The organism is Pedococcus sp. 5OH_020 (genome assembly GCF_027812955.1).
Classification (GTDB): domain Bacteria; phylum Actinomycetota; class Actinomycetes; order Actinomycetales; family Dermatophilaceae; genus Pedococcus.
This window is the reverse complement of the sequence record NZ_JAPYZV010000002.1, coordinates 67,463-93,282: the sequence shown is the minus strand read 5'-3', so window position 1 is coordinate 93,282 and position 25,820 is coordinate 67,463. Positions and strand designations below refer to the sequence as shown.

25 protein-coding genes are annotated in these 25,820 nt (G+C 69.6%); 13 read left to right on the top strand and 12 right to left on the bottom strand.

The features are described 5' to 3' along the window. Window positions 1-17 precede the first annotated feature (17 nt). Window positions 18-563, top strand: a complete 546-nt coding sequence (locus PHA84_RS03880) for a GNAT family N-acetyltransferase (RefSeq protein ID WP_270886784.1) — start codon at window positions 18-20, stop codon at window positions 561-563. A gap of 239 nt (window positions 564-802) precedes the next feature. Here PHA84_RS03880 and PHA84_RS03875 read toward each other — a convergent pair whose 3' ends face one another. From PHA84_RS03875 to PHA84_RS03860, 4 genes are all read right to left on the bottom strand, one after another. Beyond that, the gene (locus PHA84_RS03875) at window positions 803-1,567 is read right to left on the bottom strand and encodes an SDR family NAD(P)-dependent oxidoreductase (RefSeq protein WP_270886783.1); all 765 of its coding nucleotides are present in this window, start codon (window positions 1,565-1,567) and stop codon (window positions 803-805) included. Between the two features lie 3 nt (window positions 1,568-1,570). Further along, window positions 1,571-2,740 carry an acyl-CoA dehydrogenase family protein gene (locus tag PHA84_RS03870; RefSeq protein WP_270886782.1) on the bottom strand — a complete coding sequence of 390 codons (1,170 nt, stop codon included), beginning with the start codon at window positions 2,738-2,740 and terminating at the stop codon, window positions 1,571-1,573. An 87-nt stretch (window positions 2,741-2,827) separates the two neighbouring features. Beyond that, window positions 2,828-3,649 carry an SGNH/GDSL hydrolase family protein gene (locus tag PHA84_RS03865; protein ID WP_270886781.1) on the bottom strand — a complete coding sequence of 274 codons (822 nt, stop codon included), beginning with the start codon at window positions 3,647-3,649 and terminating at the stop codon, window positions 2,828-2,830. After that, the gene (locus PHA84_RS03860; protein ID WP_270887111.1) at window positions 3,646-4,323 is read right to left on the bottom strand and encodes a uracil-DNA glycosylase; all 678 of its coding nucleotides are present in this window, start codon (window positions 4,321-4,323) and stop codon (window positions 3,646-3,648) included. Before PHA84_RS03860 ends, PHA84_RS03865 begins: the two co-directional genes overlap by 4 nt. Before the next feature lie 100 nt (window positions 4,324-4,423). Between PHA84_RS03860 and PHA84_RS03855 the strand changes: the two genes are divergently transcribed. The 6 genes from PHA84_RS03855 (at window position 4,424) to PHA84_RS03830 (ending at window position 8,876) form a co-directional block, all read left to right on the top strand. Beyond that, the gene (locus tag PHA84_RS03855; RefSeq protein ID WP_270886780.1) at window positions 4,424-5,080 is read left to right on the top strand and encodes an HAD-IIIA family hydrolase; all 657 of its coding nucleotides are present in this window, start codon (window positions 4,424-4,426) and stop codon (window positions 5,078-5,080) included. A 9-nt stretch (window positions 5,081-5,089) separates the two neighbouring features. Further along, window positions 5,090-6,460, top strand: coding sequence for a pyridoxal phosphate-dependent decarboxylase family protein (locus PHA84_RS03850; protein ID WP_270886779.1), 1,371 nt, complete (start codon window positions 5,090-5,092; stop codon window positions 6,458-6,460). Window positions 6,461-6,629: 169 nt separating this feature from the next. After that, the gene (locus PHA84_RS03845) at window positions 6,630-6,920 is read left to right on the top strand and encodes a DUF3263 domain-containing protein (RefSeq protein ID WP_270886778.1); all 291 of its coding nucleotides are present in this window, start codon (window positions 6,630-6,632) and stop codon (window positions 6,918-6,920) included. Window positions 6,921-6,995: 75 nt separating this feature from the next. Continuing rightward, window positions 6,996-7,451, top strand: a complete 456-nt coding sequence (locus tag PHA84_RS03840) for a GNAT family N-acetyltransferase (protein ID WP_270886777.1) — start codon at window positions 6,996-6,998, stop codon at window positions 7,449-7,451. Window positions 7,452-7,453: 2 nt separating this feature from the next. Further along, window positions 7,454-7,819, top strand: coding sequence for a VOC family protein (locus PHA84_RS03835; RefSeq protein WP_270886776.1), 366 nt, complete (start codon window positions 7,454-7,456; stop codon window positions 7,817-7,819). Then, on the top strand, window positions 7,812-8,876 hold the full coding sequence (locus PHA84_RS03830) for a P1 family peptidase (RefSeq protein ID WP_270886775.1): 1,065 nt from the start codon (window positions 7,812-7,814) through the stop codon (window positions 8,874-8,876). Before PHA84_RS03835 ends, PHA84_RS03830 begins: the two co-directional genes overlap by 8 nt. Before the next feature lie 208 nt (window positions 8,877-9,084). Here PHA84_RS03830 and PHA84_RS03825 read toward each other — a convergent pair whose 3' ends face one another. Beyond that, window positions 9,085-9,975: an endonuclease domain-containing protein gene (locus PHA84_RS03825; RefSeq protein WP_270886774.1), complete on the bottom strand. Its 891-nt coding sequence runs from the start codon at window positions 9,973-9,975 to the stop codon at window positions 9,085-9,087. A 442-nt stretch (window positions 9,976-10,417) separates the two neighbouring features. On the opposite strand from PHA84_RS03825, the gene groL reads away from it, so the two are divergent. The 4 genes from groL to PHA84_RS03805 all read left to right on the top strand — a co-directional run bounded on the left by groL (window position 10,418) and on the right by PHA84_RS03805 (window position 17,490). Further along, window positions 10,418-12,043: a chaperonin GroEL gene (groL, locus tag PHA84_RS03820; protein WP_270886773.1), complete on the top strand. Its 1,626-nt coding sequence runs from the start codon at window positions 10,418-10,420 to the stop codon at window positions 12,041-12,043. 158 nt (window positions 12,044-12,201) lie between these two features. Further along, window positions 12,202-13,962, top strand: coding sequence for an alkaline phosphatase D family protein (locus PHA84_RS03815; RefSeq protein WP_270886772.1), 1,761 nt, complete (start codon window positions 12,202-12,204; stop codon window positions 13,960-13,962). A 196-nt stretch (window positions 13,963-14,158) separates the two neighbouring features. Next, window positions 14,159-14,947, top strand: a complete 789-nt coding sequence (locus PHA84_RS03810; protein WP_442952819.1) for an ABC transporter ATP-binding protein — start codon at window positions 14,159-14,161, stop codon at window positions 14,945-14,947. Window positions 14,948-14,949: 2 nt separating this feature from the next. Beyond that, window positions 14,950-17,490, top strand: coding sequence for an ABC transporter permease (locus tag PHA84_RS03805; protein WP_270886771.1), 2,541 nt, complete (start codon window positions 14,950-14,952; stop codon window positions 17,488-17,490). A gap of 61 nt (window positions 17,491-17,551) precedes the next feature. Here the strand turns inward: PHA84_RS03805 and PHA84_RS03800 are convergent, their stop codons facing one another. Beyond that, on the bottom strand, window positions 17,552-17,842 hold the full coding sequence (locus PHA84_RS03800) for a WXG100 family type VII secretion target (protein WP_270886770.1): 291 nt from the start codon (window positions 17,840-17,842) through the stop codon (window positions 17,552-17,554). A gap of 118 nt (window positions 17,843-17,960) precedes the next feature. On the opposite strand from PHA84_RS03800, the gene PHA84_RS03795 reads away from it, so the two are divergent. Then, window positions 17,961-18,737 carry a DUF4031 domain-containing protein gene (locus tag PHA84_RS03795; RefSeq protein WP_270886769.1) on the top strand — a complete coding sequence of 259 codons (777 nt, stop codon included), beginning with the start codon at window positions 17,961-17,963 and terminating at the stop codon, window positions 18,735-18,737. Next, the gene (locus tag PHA84_RS03790; protein ID WP_270886768.1) at window positions 18,734-19,243 is read left to right on the top strand and encodes an NUDIX hydrolase; all 510 of its coding nucleotides are present in this window, start codon (window positions 18,734-18,736) and stop codon (window positions 19,241-19,243) included. The genes PHA84_RS03795 and PHA84_RS03790 overlap by 4 nt, the downstream gene beginning before the upstream one ends. Window positions 19,244-19,343: 100 nt before the next feature. Here the strand turns inward: PHA84_RS03790 and PHA84_RS03785 are convergent, their stop codons facing one another. The 6 genes from PHA84_RS03785 to PHA84_RS03760 form a co-directional block, all read right to left on the bottom strand. Then, on the bottom strand, window positions 19,344-19,658 hold the full coding sequence (locus PHA84_RS03785) for a LysR family transcriptional regulator (protein WP_270886767.1): 315 nt from the start codon (window positions 19,656-19,658) through the stop codon (window positions 19,344-19,346). A 197-nt stretch (window positions 19,659-19,855) separates the two neighbouring features. Next, window positions 19,856-20,506: an HD domain-containing protein gene (locus PHA84_RS03780; RefSeq protein WP_270886766.1), complete on the bottom strand. Its 651-nt coding sequence runs from the start codon at window positions 20,504-20,506 to the stop codon at window positions 19,856-19,858. Further along, window positions 20,503-22,527 carry a HelD family protein gene (locus tag PHA84_RS03775; RefSeq protein WP_442952817.1) on the bottom strand — a complete coding sequence of 675 codons (2,025 nt, stop codon included), beginning with the start codon at window positions 22,525-22,527 and terminating at the stop codon, window positions 20,503-20,505. Before PHA84_RS03775 ends, PHA84_RS03780 begins: the two co-directional genes overlap by 4 nt. A 52-nt stretch (window positions 22,528-22,579) precedes the next feature. Continuing rightward, the gene (locus PHA84_RS03770) at window positions 22,580-23,455 is read right to left on the bottom strand and encodes a carbohydrate ABC transporter permease (protein ID WP_270886764.1); all 876 of its coding nucleotides are present in this window, start codon (window positions 23,453-23,455) and stop codon (window positions 22,580-22,582) included. Then, window positions 23,455-24,417: a carbohydrate ABC transporter permease gene (locus PHA84_RS03765; protein WP_270886763.1), complete on the bottom strand. Its 963-nt coding sequence runs from the start codon at window positions 24,415-24,417 to the stop codon at window positions 23,455-23,457. Before PHA84_RS03765 ends, PHA84_RS03770 begins: the two co-directional genes overlap by 1 nt. 1 nt (window position 24,418) lies before the next feature. Continuing rightward, on the bottom strand, window positions 24,419-25,756 hold the full coding sequence (locus tag PHA84_RS03760; RefSeq protein ID WP_270886762.1) for an ABC transporter substrate-binding protein: 1,338 nt from the start codon (window positions 25,754-25,756) through the stop codon (window positions 24,419-24,421). Window positions 25,757-25,820 lie beyond the last annotated feature (64 nt).

Sequence of the window (25,820 nt, the reverse complement as noted above, 5' to 3'; positions counted from 1 at the left end):
CTCGCGCCCCCCGACGCATGCCCGCGCTGGCCGATCCGGACGTCCGCGTCCATGCGTCCTTCCTGCGCGCCATGGACGGCTTCGTCGCGGAAGGGCGTGGGGGGCCCGCCGACCTGTCGATGATCGGCAGAGACCTGCGCGAGTGGGGCTCGCGGTGGCAGGATCCGCACGTGTTCGCGGCGTACGTCGATGCGGTGCGGGCGCAGAGGCTCGAAGAGACCCCGCGTCCGTCCACCTTCGTGCCGACCACCACGCTGTGGTGGGTGGAGGGCCGGGAGTACCTCGGTCGGGTCCAGCTGCGGCACCGTCTCACCGACTCGCTGCTCCAGGAGGGTGGTCACATCGGGTACGACGTCGCCCCGGCCCATCGCCGCAAGGGCCACGCCACCGCCATGCTGCGAGCCATGCTTCCGCGGTGTGCGAGGGACCATGGACTCGAGCGCGTACTGATCACCTGTGACACTGACAACGTCGCCTCCCGCAAGGTGATCGAGGCATGCGGCGGGGTGTTCGAGGACCAGCGCCGCGGCAAGCTCCGGTACTGGGTGCCGACGACCTTGTAGGTGCGGGTGAGCATTCCGGTGGGCAACTCGAGGGGTCAGTACTCGCCTGGCGGATATCCAGGGGCCGGTGTTCGGCTGGTTGACATCACCTGGACGGGTGTCGCTCACGGGTCTGGCCGGACTGCGCTGGTAGACAAGGAGTGACCCGGCCAAGTATGAGTTGGCCGGGCCCATTACTTCGCCGTCGAGTCCCCGCGGTCTCGCGGCCGGACCAGCAGGGGAGCGGAACCGCGTGGAGCTCAGCGGGGTGGCATCCGCAGGGCGCCGTCCAGCCGGATGACCTCACCGTTGAGCATGCTGTTGTCGACGATGTGGGCGACGAGGTTGGCGTACTCCTCGGGACGGCCCAAGCGCGACGGATGGGGCACCTGCTTCTCGAGCACCGCCTTCACGTCGCCGGGCAGCCCCGACAGCATCGGGGTCTCGAAGGTGCCGGGCGCGACTGTCATGACCCGAACCGCCTTGTCGGCCAGGTCCCTCGCTGCCGACAGGGTCAGGCCGACGACGCCGCCCTTGCTGGCGGCATACGCCGCCTGTCCGATCTGACCGTCGTACGCGGCGATCGAGGCCGTCATGACGATGACTCCGCGGTCGCCGTCGAGAGGCTCGTTGTCCAGCATGGCGGCCGCCGCGAGTCGAAGTACGTTGAAGGTCCCGACCAGGTTGATGCTGACCACCGTGGCGAAGTCCTCCAGCGGCAACGGTCCTCGCTTGCCGACGACGCGGCCCGGCGTTCCCACGCCGGCGCAGTTGACGACGACGCGGAGCCTGCCGAGCTGGGTCGCCGTGCCGACGGCCGCCTGGACCTGCGCCTCGTCCCGCACGTCGGCCGCAACGAACCTGGCACGGTCGCCGAGCTCCTCGGCGAGTGCCGCACCGGGTGAGGAGGGCAGGTCGAGGATCACCACGGCTGCGCCGCCGGCGTGCAGCCGGCGTACGGTCGCACCGCCCAGCCCTGAGGCGCCACCGGTGACGAGCGCAACGGTCGTGTCGTCGATCTGCATGAGTCAGCCTTTCAGCAGCTGTCGGCTGATGACCAGCCGCTGGATCTGGTTGGTCCCCTCGAAGATCTGGGTCACCTTGGCCTCCCGAAGGTAGCGCTCCAGGGGAAAGTCCTGGGTGTACCCGGCGCCACCGAGCACCTGCACGGCGTCAGTGGTGACGCGCATGGCGTTGTCGGTGCACACGAGCTTGGCCACCGCCGCCTCCTTCGTGAAGGTTCGTCCGGCATCACGGAGCCTCGCCGCATGCAGGTACGCCGCGCGGGCCGACGTCACGGCGGCCTCCATGTCCGCGAGCAGGAAGGCCACGCCCTGATGCTCGCCGATGGGCCGCCCGAACTGCTCCCTCTCCTTGGCGTAGGAGACGGCCTGGTCGAGCGCCGCCTGAGCCAGACCCGTTGCGGCAGCCGCGATCCCGAGTCGACCCGAGTCGAGCGCGGACAGCGCCACGGACATGCCGTGTCCTGGCTGCCCGACCATTCGGTCCGCGGAGACCTCGACCCCGTCGAAGTGGACCTCGCTCACAGTGTCGCAGTGCAGCCCCATCTTCTTCTCGGGCGTGCCGAAGGCCAGCCCCCGTGCGTCACCGGCCACCACGAAGCAGGAGAGTCCTCGCTGGCCGTCGTCGGACGTCCTCGCGAACGTCGTGTAGAAGTCCGCATGGCCGGCATGGGAGATCCAGGCCTTCGTGCCCTTCAGCTGGTATGTCGTGGGCTCCGCCGCGTCGTCGGGGGTTGCACGCGTGCTCATCGACGCGACGTCCGAGCCGGAGGCCCGCTCCGAGAGGCAGTACGCCCCCAGCTGGTCACCGGACAGCATGCCGGGAAGCAGCGCCTGGCGTTGCGTCGCAGTGCCGAACTGCGCCAGCGGGTAGCACGTCATGGAGTGGACACTCACGCCGACCGCGACACTCATCCACGCCGAGGCGATCTCTTCGACGACCTGGAGGTAGACCTCGTACGGCTGGCCGCCGCCGCCGTACTCCTCGGGGTAGGGCAGGGAGAGCAGCCCGGCTCGGCCCAGCACGCGAAAGGCCTCGAGCGGCAACCGCGGAGTCGTTGCGGCGGCGCGTTCGGCGTCGTCGACCCGGGGCCGGAGCTCCTTGTCACAGATCTCGCGGGTCAGGTCGATGAGGTCGTGGCCCTCGTCGGAAGGCATGAGCCGGGTCGCGGGCATGCCGAGATCGTAGTAGTAGGACGTCCTACTATCTGAATCGTGCAGGTCAGTGCCGTGCTGCTCCGGGGCCGCCCGCCCTTACGAGGCTCAGCTCGGCTCGACGGGCGTGAGCAACGGTCGCTTGGCGATCACCGTGTCACCCGACGACCTGCCCTTGAGCCGCCGCTGGACCCACGGTGCCAAGTGCGTCCGGGCCCATGCGGCGTTGGCTGCCGTGGCCTCGCGCCGACCGAGGACCGGCGCGGGGGGCAGCGGAGTGCTCCAGTCCGCCCGGTCGGTGTCGTGGCCCAGCGCGGAGAGCGCGTTCAGCGCGACGCGGCGATGGCCCTCGCTGGTCATGTGGATCCGGTCCTCGGACCACAGGCGGAAGTCGCGCAGCGCCCGCATGCCCCACTGGTTGACGACGTAGCAGCCGTGTTGCTGGGCGATGCTGAAGATGTTGGCCGAGTGGATGGCGTGCCTTCCCCGCAGGTGGCGCAGCAGCGGAGCGCCGGCTGGGTCGGTGGGCGTCGCCAACAGCACGTCGGCGCCCGAGTCCCGCAGCCTCACCACCGCTGCCTCGAGGCGCCCGGCGATCGAGTCCAGGTCGGCCTTCGGTCGCAGGATGTCGTTCCCGCCGCCGACCATGGACACCAGGTCCGGTCCGAGCTCGATCGCCGCGTCGAGCTGCGGGCCGATGACGTCGGCCAACAGGCGTCCGCGCACCGCGAGGTTGGCGTATGCGAACTCGCTCCCGGCGGCGTGGGCGATCCCGGCCAGGTGGGACGCCAGGCGGTCGGCCCACCCGATGAACGCGTTCTCCCGAGTGGGGTCCGGGTCCGACATCCCCTCGGTGAACGAGTCGCCGATCGCGACGTAGCGGTGCCACACCTTCCCACGCTCCGGCAGGTGGGTGGCGTCTTCGCTCATGTCAGGCTCCAGTCGATCGGTGCGGCGCCCTGCCGGGCGAGGAGCTCGTTGGCCCGGCTGAAGGGCCGGCTGCCGAAGAACCCCGCGTGGGCAGACAGGGGAGAGGGGTGCGCGCTCTCGATGGAGGGTATGCCCGCGAGGTGCGGCACGAGACTTCGGGCGTCCCTGCCCCACAGGATCGCGACGAGCGGGCCCCCACGCGCCACCAGCGCCGCGATCGCCTGCGCGGTCACCTGCTCCCAGCCCTTCCCACGGTGGCTGGCCGGCCTGCCGGGGCTCACGGTGAGCACCCGGTTGAGAAGCAGTACGCCCTGGTCCGCCCACGGGGACAGGTCGCCCGAGTTGGGCCGGGCGAGCCCGAGGTCGCTGTGGAGCTCCTGGTAGATGTTCACCAGACTGCGCGGGATCGGCTGCACGTCGGGTGCCACGGAGAACGACAGCCCCACCGCGTGACCTGGGGTCGGGTACGGGTCCTGCCCCACGATGAGGACGCGCACGTCGTCCAGGGGCTGCTCGAACGCCCTCAGGACCTGCTTGCCTGCCGGGAGGTACCCACGTCCAGCGGCGATCTCCGCCCGCAGGAAGGCTCCGAGCTCGGCGACGGTGCCCTCGACCGGCGCCAGTGCCGCCGCCCACGACGGGTGGACCAGCCGGGCAAGGGCAGTGGGCGGCATACCGGAAAAGTAGTCGGTGGCCGCGTGCAGGGCCGCCCCGGCGTCCCGCATCCGGGCGCGCTCGGGCGGAGTGGAGAACGGCCAGGTAACGTCGCTGCCCGTGAGCGTTCGTTGGCCGGTGGTCCTGTTCGACTTCGACGGCACCTTGGCCGACTCCATCCCCCTGATCGTCGCCTCCTACCGGCATGCCCTCTCCAGCGTCCTCGGCAGCTCCGCGAGCGAGGACGAGGTCCGGTCGTGGATCGGACGCCCCCTCCAGCCAGTGCTCGAGGAGCGTTACCCCGGTCGCGGCGCGGAGCTCACCCAGGTGTACCGGCGGTGGAACCTCGCCAACCATGACGAGCTCATCCGTACGGTCGAAGGGGTCCCCGAGCTGCTCGACGAGCTGCACTCGGCCGGAGCGCGGACGGGGGTCGTGTCCTCGAAGAAGCTGGAGACCGTACGGCTCGGGCTGGCCGCCGTGGGGCTCGACGGACGGATCGACGTCATCGCGGCGGAGGAGCACACCCAGCTGCACAAACCGCATCCCGAGCCCTTGCTGTACGCCGCGGACCGGCTCGGCGTCCACCCCGGCGACTGTGTGTACGTCGGGGACGCGACGGTCGACGTGGAGGCAGCGCGCGCGGCGGGCATGGCGGTGGTTGCCGTCACCTGGGGGGCCGGCCTCCGGGCGCTGCTCGAGGCGGCCGGTCCGGACGCGGTAGTCGACGACGCTCGCTCGCTCAGGGCGGAGCTCCTGGTCCCCGCCCACCCCTAGACTCGCCGCGTGCACGGCTACAGCGACCTCCAGCTAGAGACCTTGGGCGACGCGATCCTCGCCTACTCCGCCGACCGCCTGAAGCTCGACCCGGTGCCCCTCGACGGCCCGCGGACGCTGGCCCAGCTCGACGCTGCAGCCGGCACCACGATCACCGCCGAGGGCATCGGCGGCGAGGCGGCGCTCGACCTCTTCGCGAGGGACCTGGCGCCGGCGTGCATCTCGACGGACCACCCGCGCTACCTCTCGTTCATCCCCTGCGCGCCCACCGAGGCGGCCGCGATGTTCGACCTCGTCGTCGGCGCGTCCTCCATCTACGGCGGGTCCTGGCTCGAGGGCGCGGGTGCCGTGTATGCGGAGAACCAGGCGCTGCGCTGGATCGCCGACCTCGTCGGCCTCCCGGCCGAGGCTGGGGGCGTCTTCGTCCCGGGCGGGACGATCGGCAACCTCTCCGCGCTCGTGGCGGCCCGGCATACTGCCCGGATGCAGGCCGCCCACGCCGGCCGCACCGGAGCCGGCGCACGCCCCTGGCGCGTGGCGGCGACCCACGGGGCGCACTCCTCGATCTCCTCCGCGTGTGACGTCATGGATGCCGAGTTCGTCGGGGTCGAGGTGGACGGCGACCTCAGGCTGACCGGGGAGAACCTGCGCAAGGTCCTCCTCGAGCACGGTCCGGAGACCTTCTTCGCGGTCGTCGCCACCAGCGGGACCACCAACTTCGGCATCGTCGACGACCTGGCCTCCGTCGCGGCGGTGTGCCAGGAGCTCGGGATCTGGTTCCACGTGGACGGCGCATACGGGGGTGCCGGGCTGGCTGCTCCCTCCGTACGTCATCTCTATGCCGGGATCGAGCACTGCGACTCGTTCATCGTCGACCCGCACAAGTGGCTCTTCGCGCCCTTCGACTGCTGTGCCCTGCTGTACCGGGAGCCTGCCCTCGCCCGGGCGGCGCACACCCAGCATGCGTCCTACCTGGACGTCCTCACGGGCACACCTGACTGGAACCCCACCGACTACTCCGTCGGCCTCACGAGGCGGGCTCGCGGGCTGCCGTTCTGGTTCTCCCTCGCGACGCACGGCACCGACGCCTACACCGAGGCGGTGGAGCGGACCCTCGAGGTGACACGGTTCGCGGCCTCGGAGATCGCAGGCCGGGACTACCTCGAGGTCGTGCGCGAGCCGGACCTGTCGGTGGTGGTCTTCCGGCGCCGCGAGTGGTCCGCCGGGGACTACCAGGTGTGGTCCGACCGGCTGCTCGCCGACGAGTTCGCGTTCGTCGTCCCGACCTCTCATGAGGGTGAGACCCTGACGCGCTTCGCGATCGTTAACCCGCGCACGTCGGAGGACGACATCTCCGCCATCCTCGACACGATGGCGTGACCCGTCGGTCTGTGACGGCTGGGACCGGTGTGCCGTGATCCGCATCGACGACGATGAGGGTTTCGCGCGAGTCTCGGAACCAAATGACAACGGTGTGATTTTCTCCGTATAGTTGCCTCGTCATCAGTCACACGGGTCCACCCCGGACATACCGAGGGGCAGTCGCACGTTGAACGTCGCACACGAGCAGGAGCACACCGGCGCCACGGTGGAGCTCGGAGAGCGCGAGCGCCAGATCCTCGCCTTCGAGCGCCAGTGGTGGAAGTACGCCGGCGCGAAGGAGCAGGCGATCCGCGAGCTCTTCGACATGAGCGCGACGAGGTACTACCAGGTGCTGAACAACCTGATCGACTCGCCCGCAGCCCTCGAGGCCGACCCGATGCTCGTCAAGCGGCTGCGCCGGCTGCGCGCCTCCCGGCAGCGCGCCCGCAGCGCACGCCGGTTGGGCGTCCAGCTCTGACGACCCCCGTTCATCAACGCCCGTGCAGGATCGACTGTACGGGCGTTGTTGCCTCCGGCGTGCTTGACTGCGGTCGTGGGTCAGGTGCGTGCGAGGTCTGCAGGGCCGCAGGACGCATTGGTCGTCGCGGCCCTGACTCTGCAGTGCGCCCGGCACCGGGGCGCACCGCGAGAGCCGGGGTTCCTCGACCGGTACGCCACCGCATGGCTGGCGGCGCCCGAGCGTCATCCGATCTGGATCGCCGAGGCGGGGGACGAGCACGCCGGGTACCTTCAGGCGCTGGTCCTGCGGCCGCTGCCCTGGCCGGGGGCCGCCGCGGATGCAGCCAGTGCCCTGGTCGTGCAGGCCTTCTTCGTCCGGCCCGACCACCGAGGGGTGGGCGTCGGTGAGGAGCTGCTGCGGGCCGCCGTCGCCTGGGCCCGCGAAGCCGGCCTTGCGAGAGTCTCGATGTCCGCCGGGGAGCACACCGCGGCGATGCTGGAGCGGCTCGGCTTCTCCGCGGCGCCGCGACAGATGGTGCTGGAGCTGTGAGCGTGGCGCTGCGCGTGGGGTCGATCGTCGTCACCGTCGCCGACGTGGCTCGGGCGATGGCGTTCTGGGCTGGCGCCCTGGACCTCGTGCCCCGAGAGGCGCCGGAGCCCGACTGGGTGGTTCTGCGTCCTCGGGTGGGCACGGGACCCAACCTCTCCCTTGCCCTGGGCGAGTCTCGTCCCACCTACTTCCCGCACGTCCATCTCGACCTCTACACCGCCGACCGGGCCCAGGAGGTCCGCCGACTGCTCGGGCTGGGTGCGCGACTGGTCGAGGACTGGCCGTACCCGCAGGGGGACCACGACTACGTCGTGCTGGAGGACCCGGACGGTAACCGGTTCTGCGTGGTCCACAAGCCGGATGGCTGATGTGCCCGGACCCGGACCCACCAACTCCCTGACCGACGTCCCCGGCGTGCGCGTGGGCCACGCGACCCGCCGGGAGCCCGGCTGGCTGACCGGGACCACCGTGGTGGTCGCGCCGGGCGCTGGTGCGGTGGCCGGCGTGGACGTGCGTGGCGCTGCGCCGGGCACCCGCGAGACCGACCTGCTGGAACCAGAGAACCTCGTGGACCGGGTCAACGCGGTCGTGCTCACAGGCGGGAGCGCCTTCGGGCTGGCGGCGGCCGACGGGGTGATGCAGTCGTTGTACGCGGACGGGCTCGGATGGCCCGTGGGCGCCGGCGCTGGCGAGGTGGTGCCCATCGTGCCCGCCGCCGTGCTGTTCGACCTTGGCAGGGGTGGCGCCTTTGACCACGTGCCGACGGCGCAGGACGGGCGGAGCGCGTACGAGGCGGCCTCAGCCGGGCCCGTTCCGCAGGGCAACGTGGGAGCCGGGACGGGCGCGAGGGCGGGTGGCCTCAAGGGCGGGGTCGGCTCGGCCAGCTGGGTTCTCGAGGACGGAGCGACCGTCGCAGCGCTCGTCGCGGTCAACTCCTTCGGCGACGCGGTGGAGCCCGGCACCGGTCTGCTGCCGGCCCAGCGGTTCGGGTACCCCGGCGAGCTGACCACCGGTATACCGAACGAGGTGGAGGTGCGGGCCGCCCGCGAACGGGCCGCCACCACGTACGCGGAGCAGCCCCTACGCCCTGGTCTGGCGACGGTCATCGGCGTGATCGCCACAGACGCCACCTTGACGAAGGCGCAGTGTCGAAGGACGAGCGGCCTGGGACATGACGGACTGGCCAGAGCCATCAACCCGGTCCACACCCTGCTCGACGGCGACACCCTTTTCACGCTGGCAGTCGGTGACCGGCCGTCCCCCGAGCTGCCCGCGCTTCACGCCCTGATGGTTGCGGCCGGGGACTGCGTCACGCGCGCGGTGGGCCACGCGATGCTCGCAGCGGAGTCTGTGAGCAACGGCGTCACGGACCTGCGCTCCTACCGCGACGCGTTCCCTTCTGCCTTCGCAGGCGCCTCCGCCTGACCAGGCTGGCCGCCGCCGCACCCGAAGTCTGGGACTTCGGCGGGACACGCCCGGTGGGCTCCCGAAGTCTGGGACTTCGGCCGGACACGCCGGGTGGGCTCCCGAAGTCTGGGACTTCGGCCGGACACGCCGGGGCCGCACCCGAAGTCTGGGACTTCGGCGGGGGAGCGGGCGCCCGTCCTGCGCCTGAAGTGGGCTAGGAGGAAGCTCATCCGATGAGCGTATGGAGCCGCTCGAGCAGCGCACGCCGACGTCGCTCGTCGGTCAGATCCGCGTGCGTGATGCGCACGACGCGCCAACCGAGGGCCTCCAGCACGCGGACACGTTCGATGTCCTTCTGCCACTGCTGCCGATCGGTCCGATGCTGGTCGCCTTCGTACTCGACGATGACTCGCGCCTCGCGCCACAGGAAGTCGACCCGCGCCACGAACTGGGCGTCGTCGCCGTACACGGATGCGTTGAGCTCAGGCTCAGGGAGGTTCGCGTCTACGAAGGCCAGCCGGGCTCGGGTCTCCATCGGTGAGCCGCTGCCCGCGCGCAGCAGGTCGGCCGCCTGCCGCAGGTGCCGAGAACCGCGACCGCGGCGGCGTCGCGCCCCCTCCTGCAGACGCGGCAGCAGCGTGACCGACCGCGTGGCGAGCGCGTCCCCGGCGACGACGAGGTCATGGGTGGACAGTGTTCCCATCGCCCCCAGGTCAAGCCACGTGTCGACTGGTGACGTCACAGGCCGCCCGTGCAGCACATGCACGCGGCGTCCCGAGAGTCCTCGGTGCCCGACCACCCCCGCCCGCCGCAGCGGCGTCGAGTCCCTCATCACATGCAACGGCTCTCCCATCCTCCACGAGGACGGGAGCGGCAGCTCCCACAGACGTGCCGCGGTGATGTGCGAGAAGGCGAAGGCGCCCGCGATGGCCAGAGATACGACGGTCGCGTGGTCCTCGACCGTCTCCGGGATGTCGGGTGACCGCATGCCCCAGGTGGGCGTGACGAGATCAGCGGCTTCCAGCTGGTACTGCGTCACGCCGGCTTTGCGCGCTTCTCGCAGGGTGAACGGCCGGTCGGCGAAGCCGGCGGGAAGGGGCTGGAGCGGAATGGGCATGCCCGATGGTGGAGGGCAGGCGACGTACTGCTCGGAGTTCTCCACACCCACTGAGGTGCCGTAGGCACCACGACCGCAGCCGAAGTCCCGGACTTCGGGGCGACACGCCGGTCAGAATCCCGAAGTCCCAGACTTCGGGGCGACACGCCGGTCAGAATCCCGAAGTCCCAGACTTCGGAGGCGAGCGGGCCAAGCGCACGCGGCGGGGGCCGAGGTGAGGGTCGGGCGGTGGGTCGCCGTTCTATGGCGGCGCCGCGGCGTTTGCACTCTCGGCCCCAGAGTGCCAATAATGGCGTTAGCACTCTCACCCTGAGAGTGACAATCCTGGCCAGCCAAGGCGAGGTCCGGGGAGCGCGGCGACGTGAGCCGCTCGAACCGGTCCGTCCGTCGCGGGCGCCCGCTGGCCGCCCAAAATTCGATTCGCGTGGGAGGAACCACCCGAATGGCCAAGCTCATCGCATTCGATGAAGAGGCGCGCCGCGGACTCGAGCGGGGCATGAACATCCTCGCCGACGCCGTCCGCGTCACCCTCGGCCCAAAGGGCCGCAATGTCGTGCTCGAGAAGAAGTGGGGAGCCCCCACGATCACCAACGATGGCGTGTCCATCGCGAAGGAGATCGAGCTCGACGACCCGTACGAGAAGATCGGCGCCGAGCTCGTCAAGGAGGTCGCCAAGAAGACCGACGACGTCGCCGGTGACGGCACGACGACGGCCACCGTCCTGGCCCAGGCCCTCGTCAAGGAGGGTCTGCGCAACGTCGCCGCAGGCGCCAACCCGATGGCCCTCAAGCGCGGCATCGAGAAGGCCACCGAGGCCGTCTGCGCGCAGCTGCTGGAGATGGCCAAGGACGTCGAGACCAAGGAGCAGATCGCTTCCACCGCCTCGATCTCCGCTGCTGACCCCCAGATCGGCGAGATGATCGCCGAGGCCATGGACAAGGTCGGCAAGGAAGGCGTCATCACCGTCGAGGAGAGCAACACCTTCGGCCTCGAGCTCGAGCTCACCGAGGGCATGCGCTTCGACAAGGGCTACATCAGCCACTACTTCGTCACCGACACCGAGCGCATGGAGGCCGTGCTCGAGGACCCCTACGTCCTCGTCGTGAACTCCAAGATCTCCGGCATCAAGGACCTGCTCCCCCTCCTGGAGAAGGTCATGCAGTCCGGCAAGCCGCTGCTCATCATCGCCGAGGACGTCGAGGGCGAGGCCCTGTCCACCCTCGTGGTGAACAAGATCCGTGGCACCTTCAAGTCCGTGGCCGTCAAGGCTCCCGGCTTCGGCGACCGCCGTAAGGCCATGCTGGCCGACATCGCCATCCTCACCGGTGGTCAGGTCATCTCCGAGGAGGTCGGGCTCAAGCTCGACACCGCCGAGCTGGACCTGCTGGGTCACGCTCGCAAGGTGGTCGTGACGAAGGACGAGACGACGATCGTGGAGGGTGCCGGCGATGCCGACCAGATCCAGGGTCGCGTCAACCAGATCCGCGCCGAGATCGAGAAGTCGGACAGCGACTACGACCGCGAGAAGCTGCAGGAGCGCCTGGCCAAGCTGGCCGGCGGTGTTGCGGTCATCAAGGCCGGTGCCGCGACCGAGGTGGAGCTCAAGGAGCGCAAGCACCGCATCGAGGACGCCGTGCGCAACGCCAAGGCTGCGGTCGAGGAGGGCATCGTCGCCGGTGGTGGCGTTGCTCTGCTCCAGGCCACCAGGGCTGCGTTCGAGAAGCTCGAGCTCGAGGGTGACGAGGCGACGGGTGCGAACATCGTCCGCGTCGCTGCCGAGGCCCCGCTGAAGCAGATCGCGATCAACGCCGGCCTCGAGGGCGGCGTCGTCGCGGAGAAGGTCAGCAATCTCGCCTCCGGATGGGGCCTCGACGCCGCGTCCGGCGAGTACGTCGACCTGATCGCGGCCGGCATCATCGACCCGGCCAAGGTGACGCGCTCCGCGCTGCAGAACGCCGCATCGATCGCCGCGCTGTTCCTCACCACCGAGGCCGTCATCGCCGACAAGCCCGAGAAGGCTGCGCCGATGGCTCCCGGCGGCGACGAGATGGGCGGCATGGGCTTCTGACGAAGCCCCGCATGCTCTGAACGCCGACAGCGTTCGTCGCAACGACGCAGAGGGCGGTTCCCCCGGATGGGGGAGCCGCCCTTCGTCATACCCGGCGACGTCAGGGTTTCCTCGTGGGTTCGCCTGCACAGCGCATCTTCGGCGTGTAGAAACGGTGCGTGCCTGCACCCCGCGACAGCTCGGACGGTGATGCCTCCGCTGAGCGCCGGGGCCTTCTGGCGCTGGGGCCGCTCTTTCGCTACGTCGGGGAGACGAGTGCCACCGTATGGGTCCAGGCCTCCCGATCCTCGCGCGTCACCGTCCGCGCCTTCGAGCGGCGGTGGGAGGCGCCGACCTTCGTCGTCCACGGCCACCACTACGCCCTCGTCATCCTCGACGGCCTTCAGGCCGGTGAGGCCAGCGAGTACGAGGTGGACATCGACGGACAGTGCGTGTGGCCCCCTCGCCCTGACGGCCCTGAAGGCCCTGACGGCTCTGGCGGCACCGACGCTCTGACCGCCTCCCTTCCAGCCAGCCGGCTTCGGACCCTGTCGCACGACGAGCCGAGCCGGTTAGCCTTCGGCTCCTGTCGCACCAGTGTCCCGCACGACCGCCAGGGCAACAGGAGTAACGGTGTCGATGCGTTACGGGCCTATGCCCACCACCTCACCCGGACGGCTCCGGAGCAGTGGCCGCACCTCATCGCCTTCATCGGGGACCAGGTGTACGCGGACGAGACGTCGCAGGAGATGCGCGACTTCATCGCGGGTCGTCGCAGCCTGGACGAGCCTCCCGGTGAGGAGCTCAAGGACTACGAGGAGTACGCCCACCTGTACCGGCTTGCCTGGACCGACCCGCTCAACCGGTGGCTCCTGTCCTGCCTGCCGAGTGTGATGATCTTCGACGACCACGACATTCGTGACGACTGGAACACGTCCGCCGACTGGCATCGCGAGATGAACGCCAAACCGTGGTGGCATGAGCGGATCGTGGGAGGTCTCGCCTCCTACTGGGTCTACCAGCACGTGGGCAACCTGTCCCCGGAAGCACTCGCAGAGGACGAGATCTGGCAGCGGGTGGCGGCGCACCAGGCCACCGGGGCCACCGAGGAGCTCGACCTCACGGCGGTGCTGGACGCCTTCGCCGAGCGCGTCGACCAGCACCCGGAGACCTATCGCTGGAGCTATACCCGCCTGCTCGGCGAGTCCAAGCTCGTGGTGGTGGACTCCCGCGCCGCCCGACTGCTGGAACCGGGGCGCCGCTCGATCCTCGACGACGACGAGATGTCGTGGCTCGACGGCGAGCTGCGCGGCGACGTGGACCATCTCTTCATCGCGACGTCGCTGCCGTTCCTCATGGCGCAGGGAATCCACGACCTGGAGGCGATCAACGAGGCGATGGCTGAGGGTGCGTGGGGGCCGAGAGTCGCCCGGTGGGGGGAGAAGCTGCGCCGAGCCCTGGACCTCGAGCACTGGGCGGCCTTCCAGCGTGGCTTCCTGGGGGTGCTCGAGATGGTGGTCCAGGTGGCCCACGGGCAGCGCGGTCGGGCACCGGGGACGATCACCTTCCTCTCCGGTGACGTCCACAACTCGTACGTCACCGAGCTGGACCGCGACGCACTCACTCCGGCCGCCAGCAGGGTCGTGCAGGCCGTATGCTCCCCCATCCGCAACCCGCTGCCGCGCCAGGTGCGCATCGCGCAGGCGCTGATCGGCCGAGGGCTCGCACGGCCCCTCGAGTTGTTGGTCCGCCGCACGTCCAAGGTGCCGACCGCGCCATACCACTGGACGCTCACCCACGGCCCGTGGTTCGACAACAACCTCGCAACGCTGGAGGTGCGCGGTCGTGGCCTGGTCATGCGCTGGGACATGGGTGTGGTCGAAGGCGAAAGGTACGACGCGCCCGACCTGCGCCAGGCAGCGCGCGTCGTCATCGGCTGACCAGTCCCGCTGCATCCTGGCGCCCTGCCGCGCGGCGCCCCTGCCGCGCGGCGCCCCTGGAGGCCGCCGTAATGTCGCGTCCGTCCCAGACTGGGCGGACATCTTCAGGGTTCGTTCAGGGGCGAACCTGAGGGCGCCACCCGACGGCTGGCCTACGGTGGGTGATTACCAGGACACGATGAGCCGGGAGCGGGAAATGACCGTGACACCAGCGGCGCGGATCGACCAGGGCGGGACGAACCCGGCCATGCCCGCGGCGGCCCGGGTGGTGGACCTCACCAAGACGTATGGGAAGGGCGAGGCACAGGTCCGCGCGCTCGACGGGGTGAGCCTCGACATCGCCCGCGCAGAGTTCACGGCCGTCATGGGCCCCTCCGGCTCCGGGAAGTCGACCCTCATGCACTGCGCGGCAGGCCTCGACGCGGTCACGTCGGGGCAGGCGTTCGTCGGAGACGTCGACATCACGCAGCTCAAGGAGAAGGCGCTGACGACCTTGCGGCGCGACCGCATCGGCTTCGTGTTCCAGTCGTTCAACCTGATCCCGACCCTGAACGCGGAGGAGAACATCCTGCTGCCCCTGGCGATCGCGGGCCGCAAGCCGGACAAGGAGTGGTTCGACGTGGTGGTCGACACCGTGGGGCTGCGGGACCGCCTCTCGCACCGGCCGAACGAGCTGTCGGGGGGTCAGCAGCAGCGGGTGGCGTGTGCCCGGGCGCTGGTGAGCCGCCCCGAGATCGTCTTCGCTGACGAACCGACCGGCAACCTGGACTCGACCTCCGGCGCCGAGGTGCTCGGGTTCCTGCGTCGCAGCGTCGACGACTTCGGGCAGACGGTCGTCATGGTGACCCACGACCCGGTGGCGGCGGCCCATACGGACCGGGTGGTCTTCCTCGCGGACGGCCGGGTCGTGGACGAGATGCGGGAGCCGACCGCCGAGAGGATCCTCGAGCGGATGGCCCTGCTGTCCCAGGCTGCGGGTGCCTGAGGATGCTGCGCGCCAGCTGGAAGAGCCTGCTCGGCCGCAAGCTGCGGCTGTTCATGAGCGCCTTCGCCATCATCCTCGGGGTGGCGTTCGTCTCCGGGTCCTTCATCTTCACGGACACGCTCGGCAAGGCCTTCGACGGTATCGTCAACACGGTCGGCGACGTCGTCGTGCGGCCGGACACCGTCTCAGCCGACTTCGAGGCGGGCCCTAGCTCCAAGACCGTCCCCGGGTCGGTCGTCACGCGCCTGGCGAGCGTGCCCGGCGTCGCGCGGGTGGATGGCAACGTCTCGGACCCCACGACCTTCGTGGTGTCCAAGCGCGGCAAGCTCATCGGAGGCGGAGGCCCGCCAGGGTTGGGGCTGAGCCATAACGACGCGCCGACCTCGGCCGGCGACCCTCCGGCCACGCTGTCCAGCGGCCGATGGCCGAAGGGCGCCGGCGAGGTGGTGCTGGACTCGGGCACCGCACGCCGTGCCGACTACCGGGTGGGCGACACCGTGACGCTGGTCACCAGCGGCAGTACCCCCAAGGTGACCGCCACCCTCGTGGGTCTCGCGGAGTTCAAGGGCGGCACCGTGGGGGCGACGCTCACCTTCTTCGACACCAGGACTGCGCAAAAGCTCTACTTCGGGGGCAGGAACGAGTTCACCGACGTGTGGGTCACGGCCCGCCCGGGCACGAGTGAGGCAGACCTCGCCAAGGCGCTCCAGGCGGCGCTGCCATCGGGTCTGGAGGCGGTCACTGGTGCCTCCGTCGCCAAGGAGTCGGCCACGGGCATCAACAAGGCCCTGTCGTTCATCAACGTGTTCCTGTTGATCTTCGCCGGCATTGCGCTCTTCGTCGGGTCGTTCCTCATCATCAACACGTTCTCGATCCTCGTCGCGCAGCGCAGTCGCGAGCTGGCCATGCTCCGAGCGCTGGGTGCCGGCCGCCGACAGGTCACCCGGTCCGTGTTGTTCGAGGCCTTCGTGGTCGGGCTCGCCGGGTCCACCGTGGGGCTCGGGATGGGGTTTGTGCTCGCCACCGGGATCCAGAAGCTGTTCGCCCAGTTCGGCCTCGACCTCAGCGGCTCTCCGCTCGTCTTCCGTCCCTCGACCGCCCTGATCGCCTACGCCGTCGGTCTCCTGGTCACCATGCTGGCGGCCTACCTGCCCGCGCGACGGGCGGGAAGGATGCCGCCGGTGGCGGCCATGCGGGACGACATCGCCCTTCCCGAGTCGGCGCTGCATCGCCGGGTCTGGGTGGGGACCGTCCTGTTCGTCCTCGGGCTCGGAGCCACGTATGCCGGGGCGTTCACCTCTGTGGACGACTCCGCGTACTGGGTCGGCGGTGGCGTCCTCGGGGTCGTGCTCGCCGCGATCCTGACTAGCCCCGTGGTCGGCCGCCCGCTCCTGCGCCTCCTCGGCGCCGTGTACCGGCGTGCCTTCGGGGCCGTGGGTGTCATGGCGGAGCAGAACGCCACGAGGAACCCGCGTCGCACGGCGGCGACGGCATCCGCGCTCATGATCGGACTCACGCTCGTCTCGATGATGTCCGTCTTCGGAGCGTCGGCCAAGGCGAGCGTCGACAAGTCCATCGCCGCCAACTTCGCCGCGGACTACGTCGTCTCGAATGCGGTCGGTCAGCCGTTCTCGACCAAGGTCACCCGCGACGTGGCACGAGTCCCGGGGGTCGCTGCCGTGAGTCCACTGCGCTACCTGTCGGTGACGCTCGACGGTGACCGTGGGTTCGCGGCGGCGGTTGACCCGGCACGGTTCGGTACCGCCGTCCCCGTCGACTTCATCGCAGGCGCGCTGCAGGATCTGCGCACCGGGACCGTGCTGGTCTCCGACCAGCGGGCCAAGACGCAGAAGCTGACCGTGGGGCAACGCGTCAAGGCCGGTCTGGCAGGGCAGGACCAGGACTACACGGTGGCCGGCATCTACAAGTCGTCGGCTGCCCTGCCCAACAGCATCATGGTGTCGCTCGACGCCGCAACGGCTGCGGGCGTGCCGGACCAGGACAGCGTGGCCTTCGTTGTCCGCGACAAGTCCGCGGACCCGAAGGCCGTGGAAGCGGGCATCGAGCAGGTCATCGCCGACCTGCCCTCGGTGACCCTGAAGAACCAGGACGAGTTCGCCGCGGAGCAGCGCAAGCCGATCGACCAGCTGCTCTACATCATCTATGCCCTGCTCGGCCTCGCGGTCGTCATCGCAGTCCTCGGTATCGTCAACACGCTGGCGCTCTCGGTCATCGAGCGCACGCGCGAGATCGGCCTCCTCCGAGCCGTCGGGCTGAGCCGGCGACAGCTTCGTACCATGCTGCGGCTGGAGTCTGTGGCCATCGCTCTGCTCGGTGCAGTTCTCGGAGTGGTCCTGGGCCTCGGCGCCGGCTGGGCGCTGCAACGAAGTCTGGCGGACGACGGCATCGACGTCCTCGCCGTGCCGGTCGGACAGCTGGCAGCCTTTGTCGTCCTGGCCGGTGTGGTCGGCGTCCTGGCCGCCCTGTGGCCGGGGCGACGCGCCTCGCGGCTCGATGTCCTGCGGGCCATCACGACGGAGTAGCTCCCCGCTGAGCGCACCAGCCTGCTCACTGGCTTCGACGCCTCCCCAGGCGTGTGCTGGCTCAGCTGAACATCCGCAACGTCTGTGCCTCCGTCTCCGCGTACTGCGCGCCCGCCGCGGCGAGGGCGCCGCCGATGGCGTCAAGGGAAGCCCGCACCTGCTTCTGGGTTCCCTGCCAGTCAGCCACCAAGGACTGGAACCTGGAGGCGGCGCCCCCGGTCCAAGCCGTCTGCAGTGAGGTGAGACGGGCCATCATGGCCGTCACCTGGGCATCGATCTCGCCGGAGATCCGGGCGATGTCGCCCGACGCCGTCCGGATGTGATCGGTGTCCACTCGGAACTGAGCTGACATTGGTTGCCTCCTTGGTCCACGGCGGCCCCATGGCCACCGCCTCGTGGAACGGTAGTGCCGCGACCGGGCTGCTCTGCGGCTGTCCACAGGCGCCGTTCCGGAGAGGTAGCGTCGGGCCGTGACGATCTGGATCGACCACCCGGCATGGCCGGCACACGGCCGCCTTTGGTCCCACCTGGTCAGTGACGCCTCCTACGAGGAGCTCCACGACTTCGCAGCCGCGCAGGGCGTTCCACGGCGGGCGTTCGAAGGTGACCACTACGACGTGCCGGAGGAACGGTATGCCGCGCTGGTGGCCGCTGGAGCGGCCCCGACGAGCGGCAAGGAGATCGTGCGCATCCTGCAGCACAGCGGTCTGCGGATCCAGAAGCGCCGACACGAGCGCGTGGTGCACTCCACCCCGGACGCGCCTTGGCTGCCGCCGGGCGGTCGCGCGGACGTCATCGTCTCCCGTCAGGCGCAGGCGCCGTCACACACCGTTGTCGTCCGGCTGGCCGTCGTTCGGGAGGGTCACCTGCTGCTGGCCCGCCAACCGGACAGCACCTGGGACCTGCCGCACCTGGAAGTCGGCCATGCCGGTCCCACCGCGGCGGTGGAGCGGCTGGTACGCGACGTGCTCGGGAGCGACGTGCTGGGGAGCAACGGGCGGACACGACCGCAGCTGCTGGGCTACGTCCGCAACACGGTGGCCGGCACGTTCGACGGCTACCCGTGGCCGGTACCCAAGGCCAGCTTCGCGGTGTTCCTGCATGGTGTGGGCCCGGCCGAGAAGGTGGCCCGACCCTCCGCGGAGTCACGGTGGGTGTCGCTCCGGGATCACCCCGGGGAGCTGTCGGCACAGCCGTGGTGGTTGCTGCTGGCACAGGTCGCCGAGAGCCCAGGGGGCTCCCCGTGACCGTGGTCGCACGGCTGCGGGACGTGGGGCTGGCGGACGGCTCGGTGTCGCATGTGGAGCTGTTGCTCGGGGATGAGCCTGTGCCGGAAGATTCGGTGTTCGCCGCCCTCGTCGTGCTCAGGGATGCGCTGGGTCGGTACGCGGTCGTCTTCAGCCCACGACGTGGAGAGTGGGGACCACCGGGGGGCTGGCGGGAGCCCGGTGAGTCGGTCGTCGACTGCGTACTGCGTGAGGTCCGGGAGGAGACCGGTCTGCGGCTGGCACCCCACGCGCTGACGCTGCTGGGTCATGAGCGTTTCGTCCCCGTGTCGCTCGAGGGCCGCTGGCCTGCGGGCGGTGGAGTGCTGCAGCTCTTCAGCGCTCGGCTGATGGGTTCGGCGCCTGAGCTCCTCGCCGAGCAGGACGACGCCCGGGACCCGCAGTGGGTCACGCTCGGCGAGTTCGCTCGCAGGTCCGGCCAGCGCTTCTGGTGGCCCCTCATCGAGGCATCGGACGGGGCCACGTAGTCGGCTACGACGTCAGGCTGGGGAGAGCCGCGGTTGTACACCGATGCCCCATGCATCGGGGACCGCACCGCGACGAGCCGCACGCCGACTTCCGCTGCCGTCAGTGGGCTGCTGCCTGCCCGGGGTTGTCCTCCGTACCGGTCCTCTCCTGGGCAGCACGGAACGCCGCGATGGTCTGGTCGATGTCCTGCATCATGAGGACCGTCATGCGGGCGTAGGGCATCAGCAGCTGCCCCTCGGGCGTCGGCGTCATGCCGCGCGACGTCCGACGGAACAACGTGCAGCCGAGCTCACGCTCCAACACCTGGATCCGGTGGCTCAGGCCGGGCTGAGAGTAGCCGAGCTGCACCGCCGCCTTCGAGATGGAATGTGTCTCTGCGACGGCCAAGAAGGCCCTCAACAGCTGTAGGTCCACCTGAGCTCCCCCCGAGGGCTGCGTTGTCCGGAAACAACCAAAACAGCCCTATCCGCTCGAATCAACGAGTCATTCGAACCTCGAATGTAGGGTTGTGCGCCGACAGGCCGGCGTGCTAAAGGCCTACCGCTCCACCACTGTGCCGAGAGTGACTGAGGGTGCCGCTGAGCCATTGAAGCCGGCAGGCCGAGCTCCGGTCACGCTCTAAGGCGTGCCAGCTCCTGCGCCACGTTGGTCCTGGCGGCGTGCTCCCACGCGCCACGCGCGAAGTCGGTGGCGTAGATGGACTCGCGCTGCAGGAACGGGGCGAGAACGCGTGCCCGCCCGGCGCGGAAGGCGTCCTCGGGGACAGCGGTGTACTCCTGGCGCACTTGGAGCGTGTACTCGGCGTAGCGCGCGGGTGCCGACCCCAGGATCCACAGGTCGGCATCATGGAAGGCGGCGGCCAGGACGTCCCCGCCCAGCTCGTGGTGCTCCGTGGCCAGGACGAGGTCTCGAACACGGTCGACGTCGTCCCGCGAGAGCCCGAGCGCCCGGAGGTCGCGGACGGCAAGCTCGGCACTGGCCTCCTCGTTACTTCCGGCGGCGGCGCCGGGGTCGTAGACCGCGTCGTGGAACCAGCCGGCCAGGCGACCGAGACAGCCCTCACGCTGGGTCAGCGCGCCGGCTCGTTCGAGGTCCTCCAGGGCCCAGAACAGCTCGAGCACATGAACGGCCGTGTGGTAGTGGCGGTGCGGCTCCGCGAGGCGTCGCACGAGGTCGTTCCCGATGGCGGCGACGGCGTCGTGGTGTGCCCCGGGAGCGAGCTCGGCGATGTCGAGCTTCCACCACGTGGCGAGGGCGGTCATGTCAGCTCGGCCGGCAGGGACTGCGAGTGGACCACGGTCAGAGCCGACACCGCACGGGTCAGGACGACGTAGAGACGGCGTAGCCCCGTACGTGCGTCCGGCTCAGCCGCCGCGATCGCCGCGGGTTCCAGGACGAGCACGCGGTCGAACTCGAGCCCCTTGGCCACCGTGGCGGGAACCAGGTCCACCTGGTGCTCGACATCACCATGGTCCTGGCCGAGGATCCCATGCTCGATCCCTCGCCGACGCAGGAACGCGGAGAGCTCCGGCACCAGCGCGTCAGGGGCGATGACACCGACGGAGCCCGGCTCGGCAAGCTCGTGGCTCACGATCCGCCCGGTCACGTCGAGCAGCGACTCAGGCGAGACCTCCCTCAGCTCCAGACGGCCGGGGTTGTCGCGCACCGACACGGGGGCTCCTAGACCCGGCGCCATGTGCGGGAGAAGCTTGGCCGCGTACTCGATCACGCTCGCCGGCACCCGGAAGCCCCGATCCAGGACCTCGACGTGGCTACCGGGCTTCCCGAGGTGGCGCAGGGAGGTCTCCCAGGAGTCCGTCGCCCACGGCGTCGTGCCCTGTGCGAGGTCCCCCAGGACCGTCGCCGCACCGGTGGAGCATCGACGGCCGACCGCCCGTAGCTGCATCGGGGAGAGGTCCTGGGCCTCGTCAAGTACGACGTGGCCGAGCGAGGGGGTCCGCGAGATGTGGTCCGCCAGCTCGTCGAGCAGGACGGCGTCGGCTCGCGACCACCGTGCCGACTGCTTGGACCGCGGCGGCGTCTCCCAGAGCAGCAGGCGCTGCTCCTGCGGATCCAGCAGGCCGTCGGAATGCCGCGCCAGCGTCTGCGCGTCGCCCAGTACCGAGCACAGGACGCCCTTGGGGTCGAGTGCGGGCCACAGGGACGCGACATACCGCTTGACCACCGGGCTGCGGGCGACCGAGTCCTGGACCCGGTCGTCCGGTGAGTCGCCGGAGCCCTCCATCTGCAGCAGCACGGCATGAGCCAGCCGCTGCGGGAGCATCTGGCGGGCCGCCTCATACCGGACCCCGCGTCCCCTGAGCTCCGCCAGGATCTGCTGCACCTCGTAGGCGGGCACTCTCCACTTGCGCACCCCACGGGGAACCACGAGCGCCTCCGTCGCCGGGCGGACCGCCGACCAGACCGCACGCCGAAGAACCTCGGCGAGCCGGCCATCCCCCTTGAGGACGGCAGCGGCCGTGGTGTCCTGCGCGCGGAAGGGCACTGAAGCGACGAGCTCCTCGATCGTCGTATGGCCCACGGCCACCTCGCCCAAGGCAGGAAGTACCGCGCCGATGTGCTCGAGGAAGGCGCGGTTCGGCCCGATGACGAGTACCCCGGAGCGCGCCAGCCGGTCCCGGAAGGCGTACAGCAACCAGGCCGCGCGGTGCAGCCCCACGGCCGTCTTGCCCGTCCCTGGCGCGCCCTGGACACAGATGGTCCGGTCGGCCCCCGCTCGGACGATCTCGTCCTGCTCCGGCTGGATCGTCGCCACGATGTCGCGCATCGGCCCGACGCGTGGCCGCTCGATCTCCTCGGCGAGGATCCGGCTGTGGACGTCGTGCTCAGCCCTGTCCTGGAGGTGCTCGTCCTCGTAGGCGGTGATGGCACCGCGGTCCAGCCCGAACCGGCGACGCAGGACCACGCCCATGGGCTCCGACCGCGAGGCCCGGTAGAAGGCGGTGGACATCTTCGCGCGCCAGTCGATGACCAGGGGGTCGCCGTGCTCGTCCGCGACGTGGCGACGCCCGATGTACCAGCGTTCGTCGCCGTCCGTGTCGACGCGCCCGAAGAACAGCGTGGTCGACGGGTCGTCCTGCAGGGACGCCGCGCGCAGGTGCAGGGTGCGTGCCAGATGCTCCGCCGAGATGGGGTCGTGCGCCTGCACCTTCAACGAGAGCGTCTGCTCGCGCATCCGTGCCAGCGCGACGCGCGCCTCGCTCAGGTACTCCTGCTCGCGCTTCAGCTCAGACGTCGGGATGGAGGCAGACACAAGGGGCAAGCCTGCCACTACCCGCGGTGGCGATCCACCACCTTTTCCGGACGGGCCCGGCTCAGCCCTTGAGGCCCGACCTGGACACCCCCTCGATGATGAACCGCTGCGCGAAGACGTAGATCACCAGGACAGGAACGCTCGCGATCATCGCTCCGGCCATGAGCAGGTCGTAACGCACGTTGTTGGCGGACTGCAGCGTCGACAGCCCCGCAGGAAGGGTCTGCGACTCCGGGCTGAACAGCACGTAGACCGGCCACAGGAAGTCGTTCCAGTTGGTCAGGAACGCCAGCATGGCAAGAGTGGCGAGCGCCGGCTTGGACAGCGGGAGGACGACGCTGAGGAAGGTGCGCCAGATGCTCGCGCCGTCCAGTGCGGCCGCCTCCTCCAGCTCGCTGGGTAGCGACAGGAAGAACTGCCTCAGGAAGAAGACGCCGAAGGCTCCTGCCGCCGTGGGTACGATCACGGCCAGCAGGGTGTCGAGCCACTGGAGCTTTCCGATGATGAGGTAGTTGGGGATGATCAGGATGACCGGCGGCACGAAGATCGTCGCCACGATCAGTCCGAAGATGACTCGTTTGCCGCGGAAGTCCATCCGGGCCAGCGGGTAGGCCGCCAGCGCTGCGGTGGCGACCACGAGGGCCGCGTTGGCGCTCGCCGCAATCATTGAGTTGACGAACCAGCGCAGGACGGGTGTGCCCGAGGACGTCAGCACCGAGCGGTAGGCCTCCGCCGTGGGGTCGTGCGGCCAGAGCGTCGGTGGCACCGCAGCGGACTCGATCCGGTTCTTGAAGGACGTCAGCGCCATGAAGATCAGGGGGCTCACGAAGATCAGCCCGAGCAGCGTCAGGACGACCAGCCGTGCCACGGTCCCTCGTCGGACGGGCTTCCTCTTCTCCGGCGTGGTCGCGGTGGTCGTCGCGGTGGCGGTCGCCATCAGCCCCTCCTCTCACGGAAGGCCCACGTCACGAGCAGGCTCGCCAGGATGAGGACCAAGGTCAGGACGTAGCTCATGGCCGCCGCATTACCCATCTGGTAGTTCCGCAGACCCTGGTCGGTGAAGTAGTAGATGGCCGTGCGGGTCTCGGTGCCAGGTGCCCCGCGCGTCATCAGGTACGGCTGTCCGAACACGTTGGCGGAGGAGATGATCGTGATCATCGTGACGAACGACACGACCGGTTTCAGGCCTGGCAGCGTCACATGCCGGAAGCGCTGCCAGGCCGAGGCGCCGTCGACGCGCGCCGCCTCGTAGAGCTCCTCGGGGATCTCCTGAAGCCCGGCCAGGTAGATCACCGCGTTGAAGCCCAGCGTCCACCACACCGTGACGCCGATGAGCGCCACCCACGCAGACGGCGTGGAGGTGAGCCACGCCGTCTTGTCGGGCAGTCCGACGGCCCCGGCGACCTGGTTCACCAGACCGATGTTGGCGTCCAGCAGGAAACGCCAGAGGACCGCCACGACTGCGACACCCAGGACGTACGGCGCGAAGAACAGAGCCCTGAAGACGTTTCGGCCCTTGAACCTCTGGTTCATCACCAGCGCCACCGCGAGCGGAACCACCAGCAGTAGGGGCACGCTGCCGAGGGTGAAGATGCCCGTCGCCTTCATGCTGTTCCAGAAGTCGGAGAAGACGGTGGAGTCGGAGGAGAAGAGTGCGGTGTAGTTGGCCAGACCCACCCAGGGATGGCCGGGGAGGGTGTAGTCGTAGTCGTGCAGGCTGATCCAGAGGCCGTAGACGATGGGCAGAAGGACGAAACCGCCGAACAGGAGGAGGTACGGCGCCATGAACAGCCACGGGACCCCAGGAGGGGGGGCGCCTGGACTGCGGACGCGTTTCCCGGTGCCGCCGTTAGGCTCGGTGACCTGGGGGCGCTGCTCGACCAGGACGTTGTCGGCCATGTCAGGCCCCGAACTTCTTCTTGTTCGCCTCCATCTGGGCCGTGGCCTTCTTGGCCGACGCCGCGAGCGCGTCCTTCGGTGACTGCTTGCCGAGGACCGCGTCCGCGACGGCGATCTCGATCGTCTGGCCAGAGATGTCGGCAACTCCGGGGATCGGCGGCAGGAAGTGCATGCTCTCGATCTTCTTGGCGATCGGCGCCTGGGTGCTGTTGGTGACGGCCGCGCTCTCGCGGACCGTCTTGCGCGCCGGGATCATGCCGGCGCCGGCCCAGTCCCCGGAGTGCTTGCTCATCCAGTCGATGAAGGTCTTGGCCGCGTTGAGCTTGTTGTCGTCCTTCTCCGCCTGCTTGCTGATGTAGAAGTTGTGGCTGTTGGCCCAGACCGCCTCCTGGTTGCCGATCTTCGGGATCGGGGCGATGCCGAAGGGCAGCTTGGTGGCCTTGAGGTCGTTGATCTGCCAGATGCCGTCCCACGTCACGGCCAGCTTCTTGTTCTTGAAGCCGACGTACTGGCTGTCCTGCGCCACGTTCTTGGGGCTGTACCCCTTCTTCACGATGTCCACCATCCACTGCAGCGCCTGCACGCCCTGGTCGGAGTCGTAGAGCGCCTTGCTGCCGTCCTTGGCGTACAGCTCACCTCCGAACTGCCACAGCAGCGAGTAGAACATCAGGTGGGCCGGCCAGCGGGTGGGCATCCAGAACGGCTGCTTGACACTGCTCTTCAGCTTGTCCAGCTCGGCCATGAACGCCTGTCCGTCCGTCGGCGCGTCGCTGACTCCTGCCGCCTTCGCCTGGTCGGTGTTCCAGTACATCGCCAGCGAGTGGACGTCCAGCGGGATGCCGTACCGGGCGTCCTTGTAGATGCCGGCCTTCCAGACCTCGGGGGTGAAGTCGTCCTCCGCCAGGCCCAGGCTCTTGGCGAGGTCGTCGAGGGGAAGGATGATCCTGCGCGCGGCGTTGGTGGCGAGCTGGTCCATGTGCATGACTCCCACGTCCGGACCCTTGCCGGCCGTCACTGCGGCCGGCATGCGCTGGTAGTACTGGGCCCACTCGACGGTGTTGCCGGAGACGGTGATCTTCGGGTTCTCCTTCATGAAGTCGGCCACCATCTTCTTCATGAACGGGCCGTCACCACCGGTGAAGCCGTTCCAGTAGGACAGCGTCACGGCCGGTCCCGAGTACGCCCCGCTGAACGTGGACTTCGGCTTGGACCCCGCACCAGCAGCGTCGCTCGCAGACTTTCCTCCGCCGCAGGCAGCCAGCGTGGCCGCGGCCGCAGCCGACCCGCCGAGTGCGATGAAGTGCCTGCGCGACAACGGGAAGTGCTGGCTGTCGTTCATGTGTCCTCCTGTGTGGTGACTTCTCTCGGGTTGAGATGCTTGGTGCTCTCGGGTTGAGATGCTC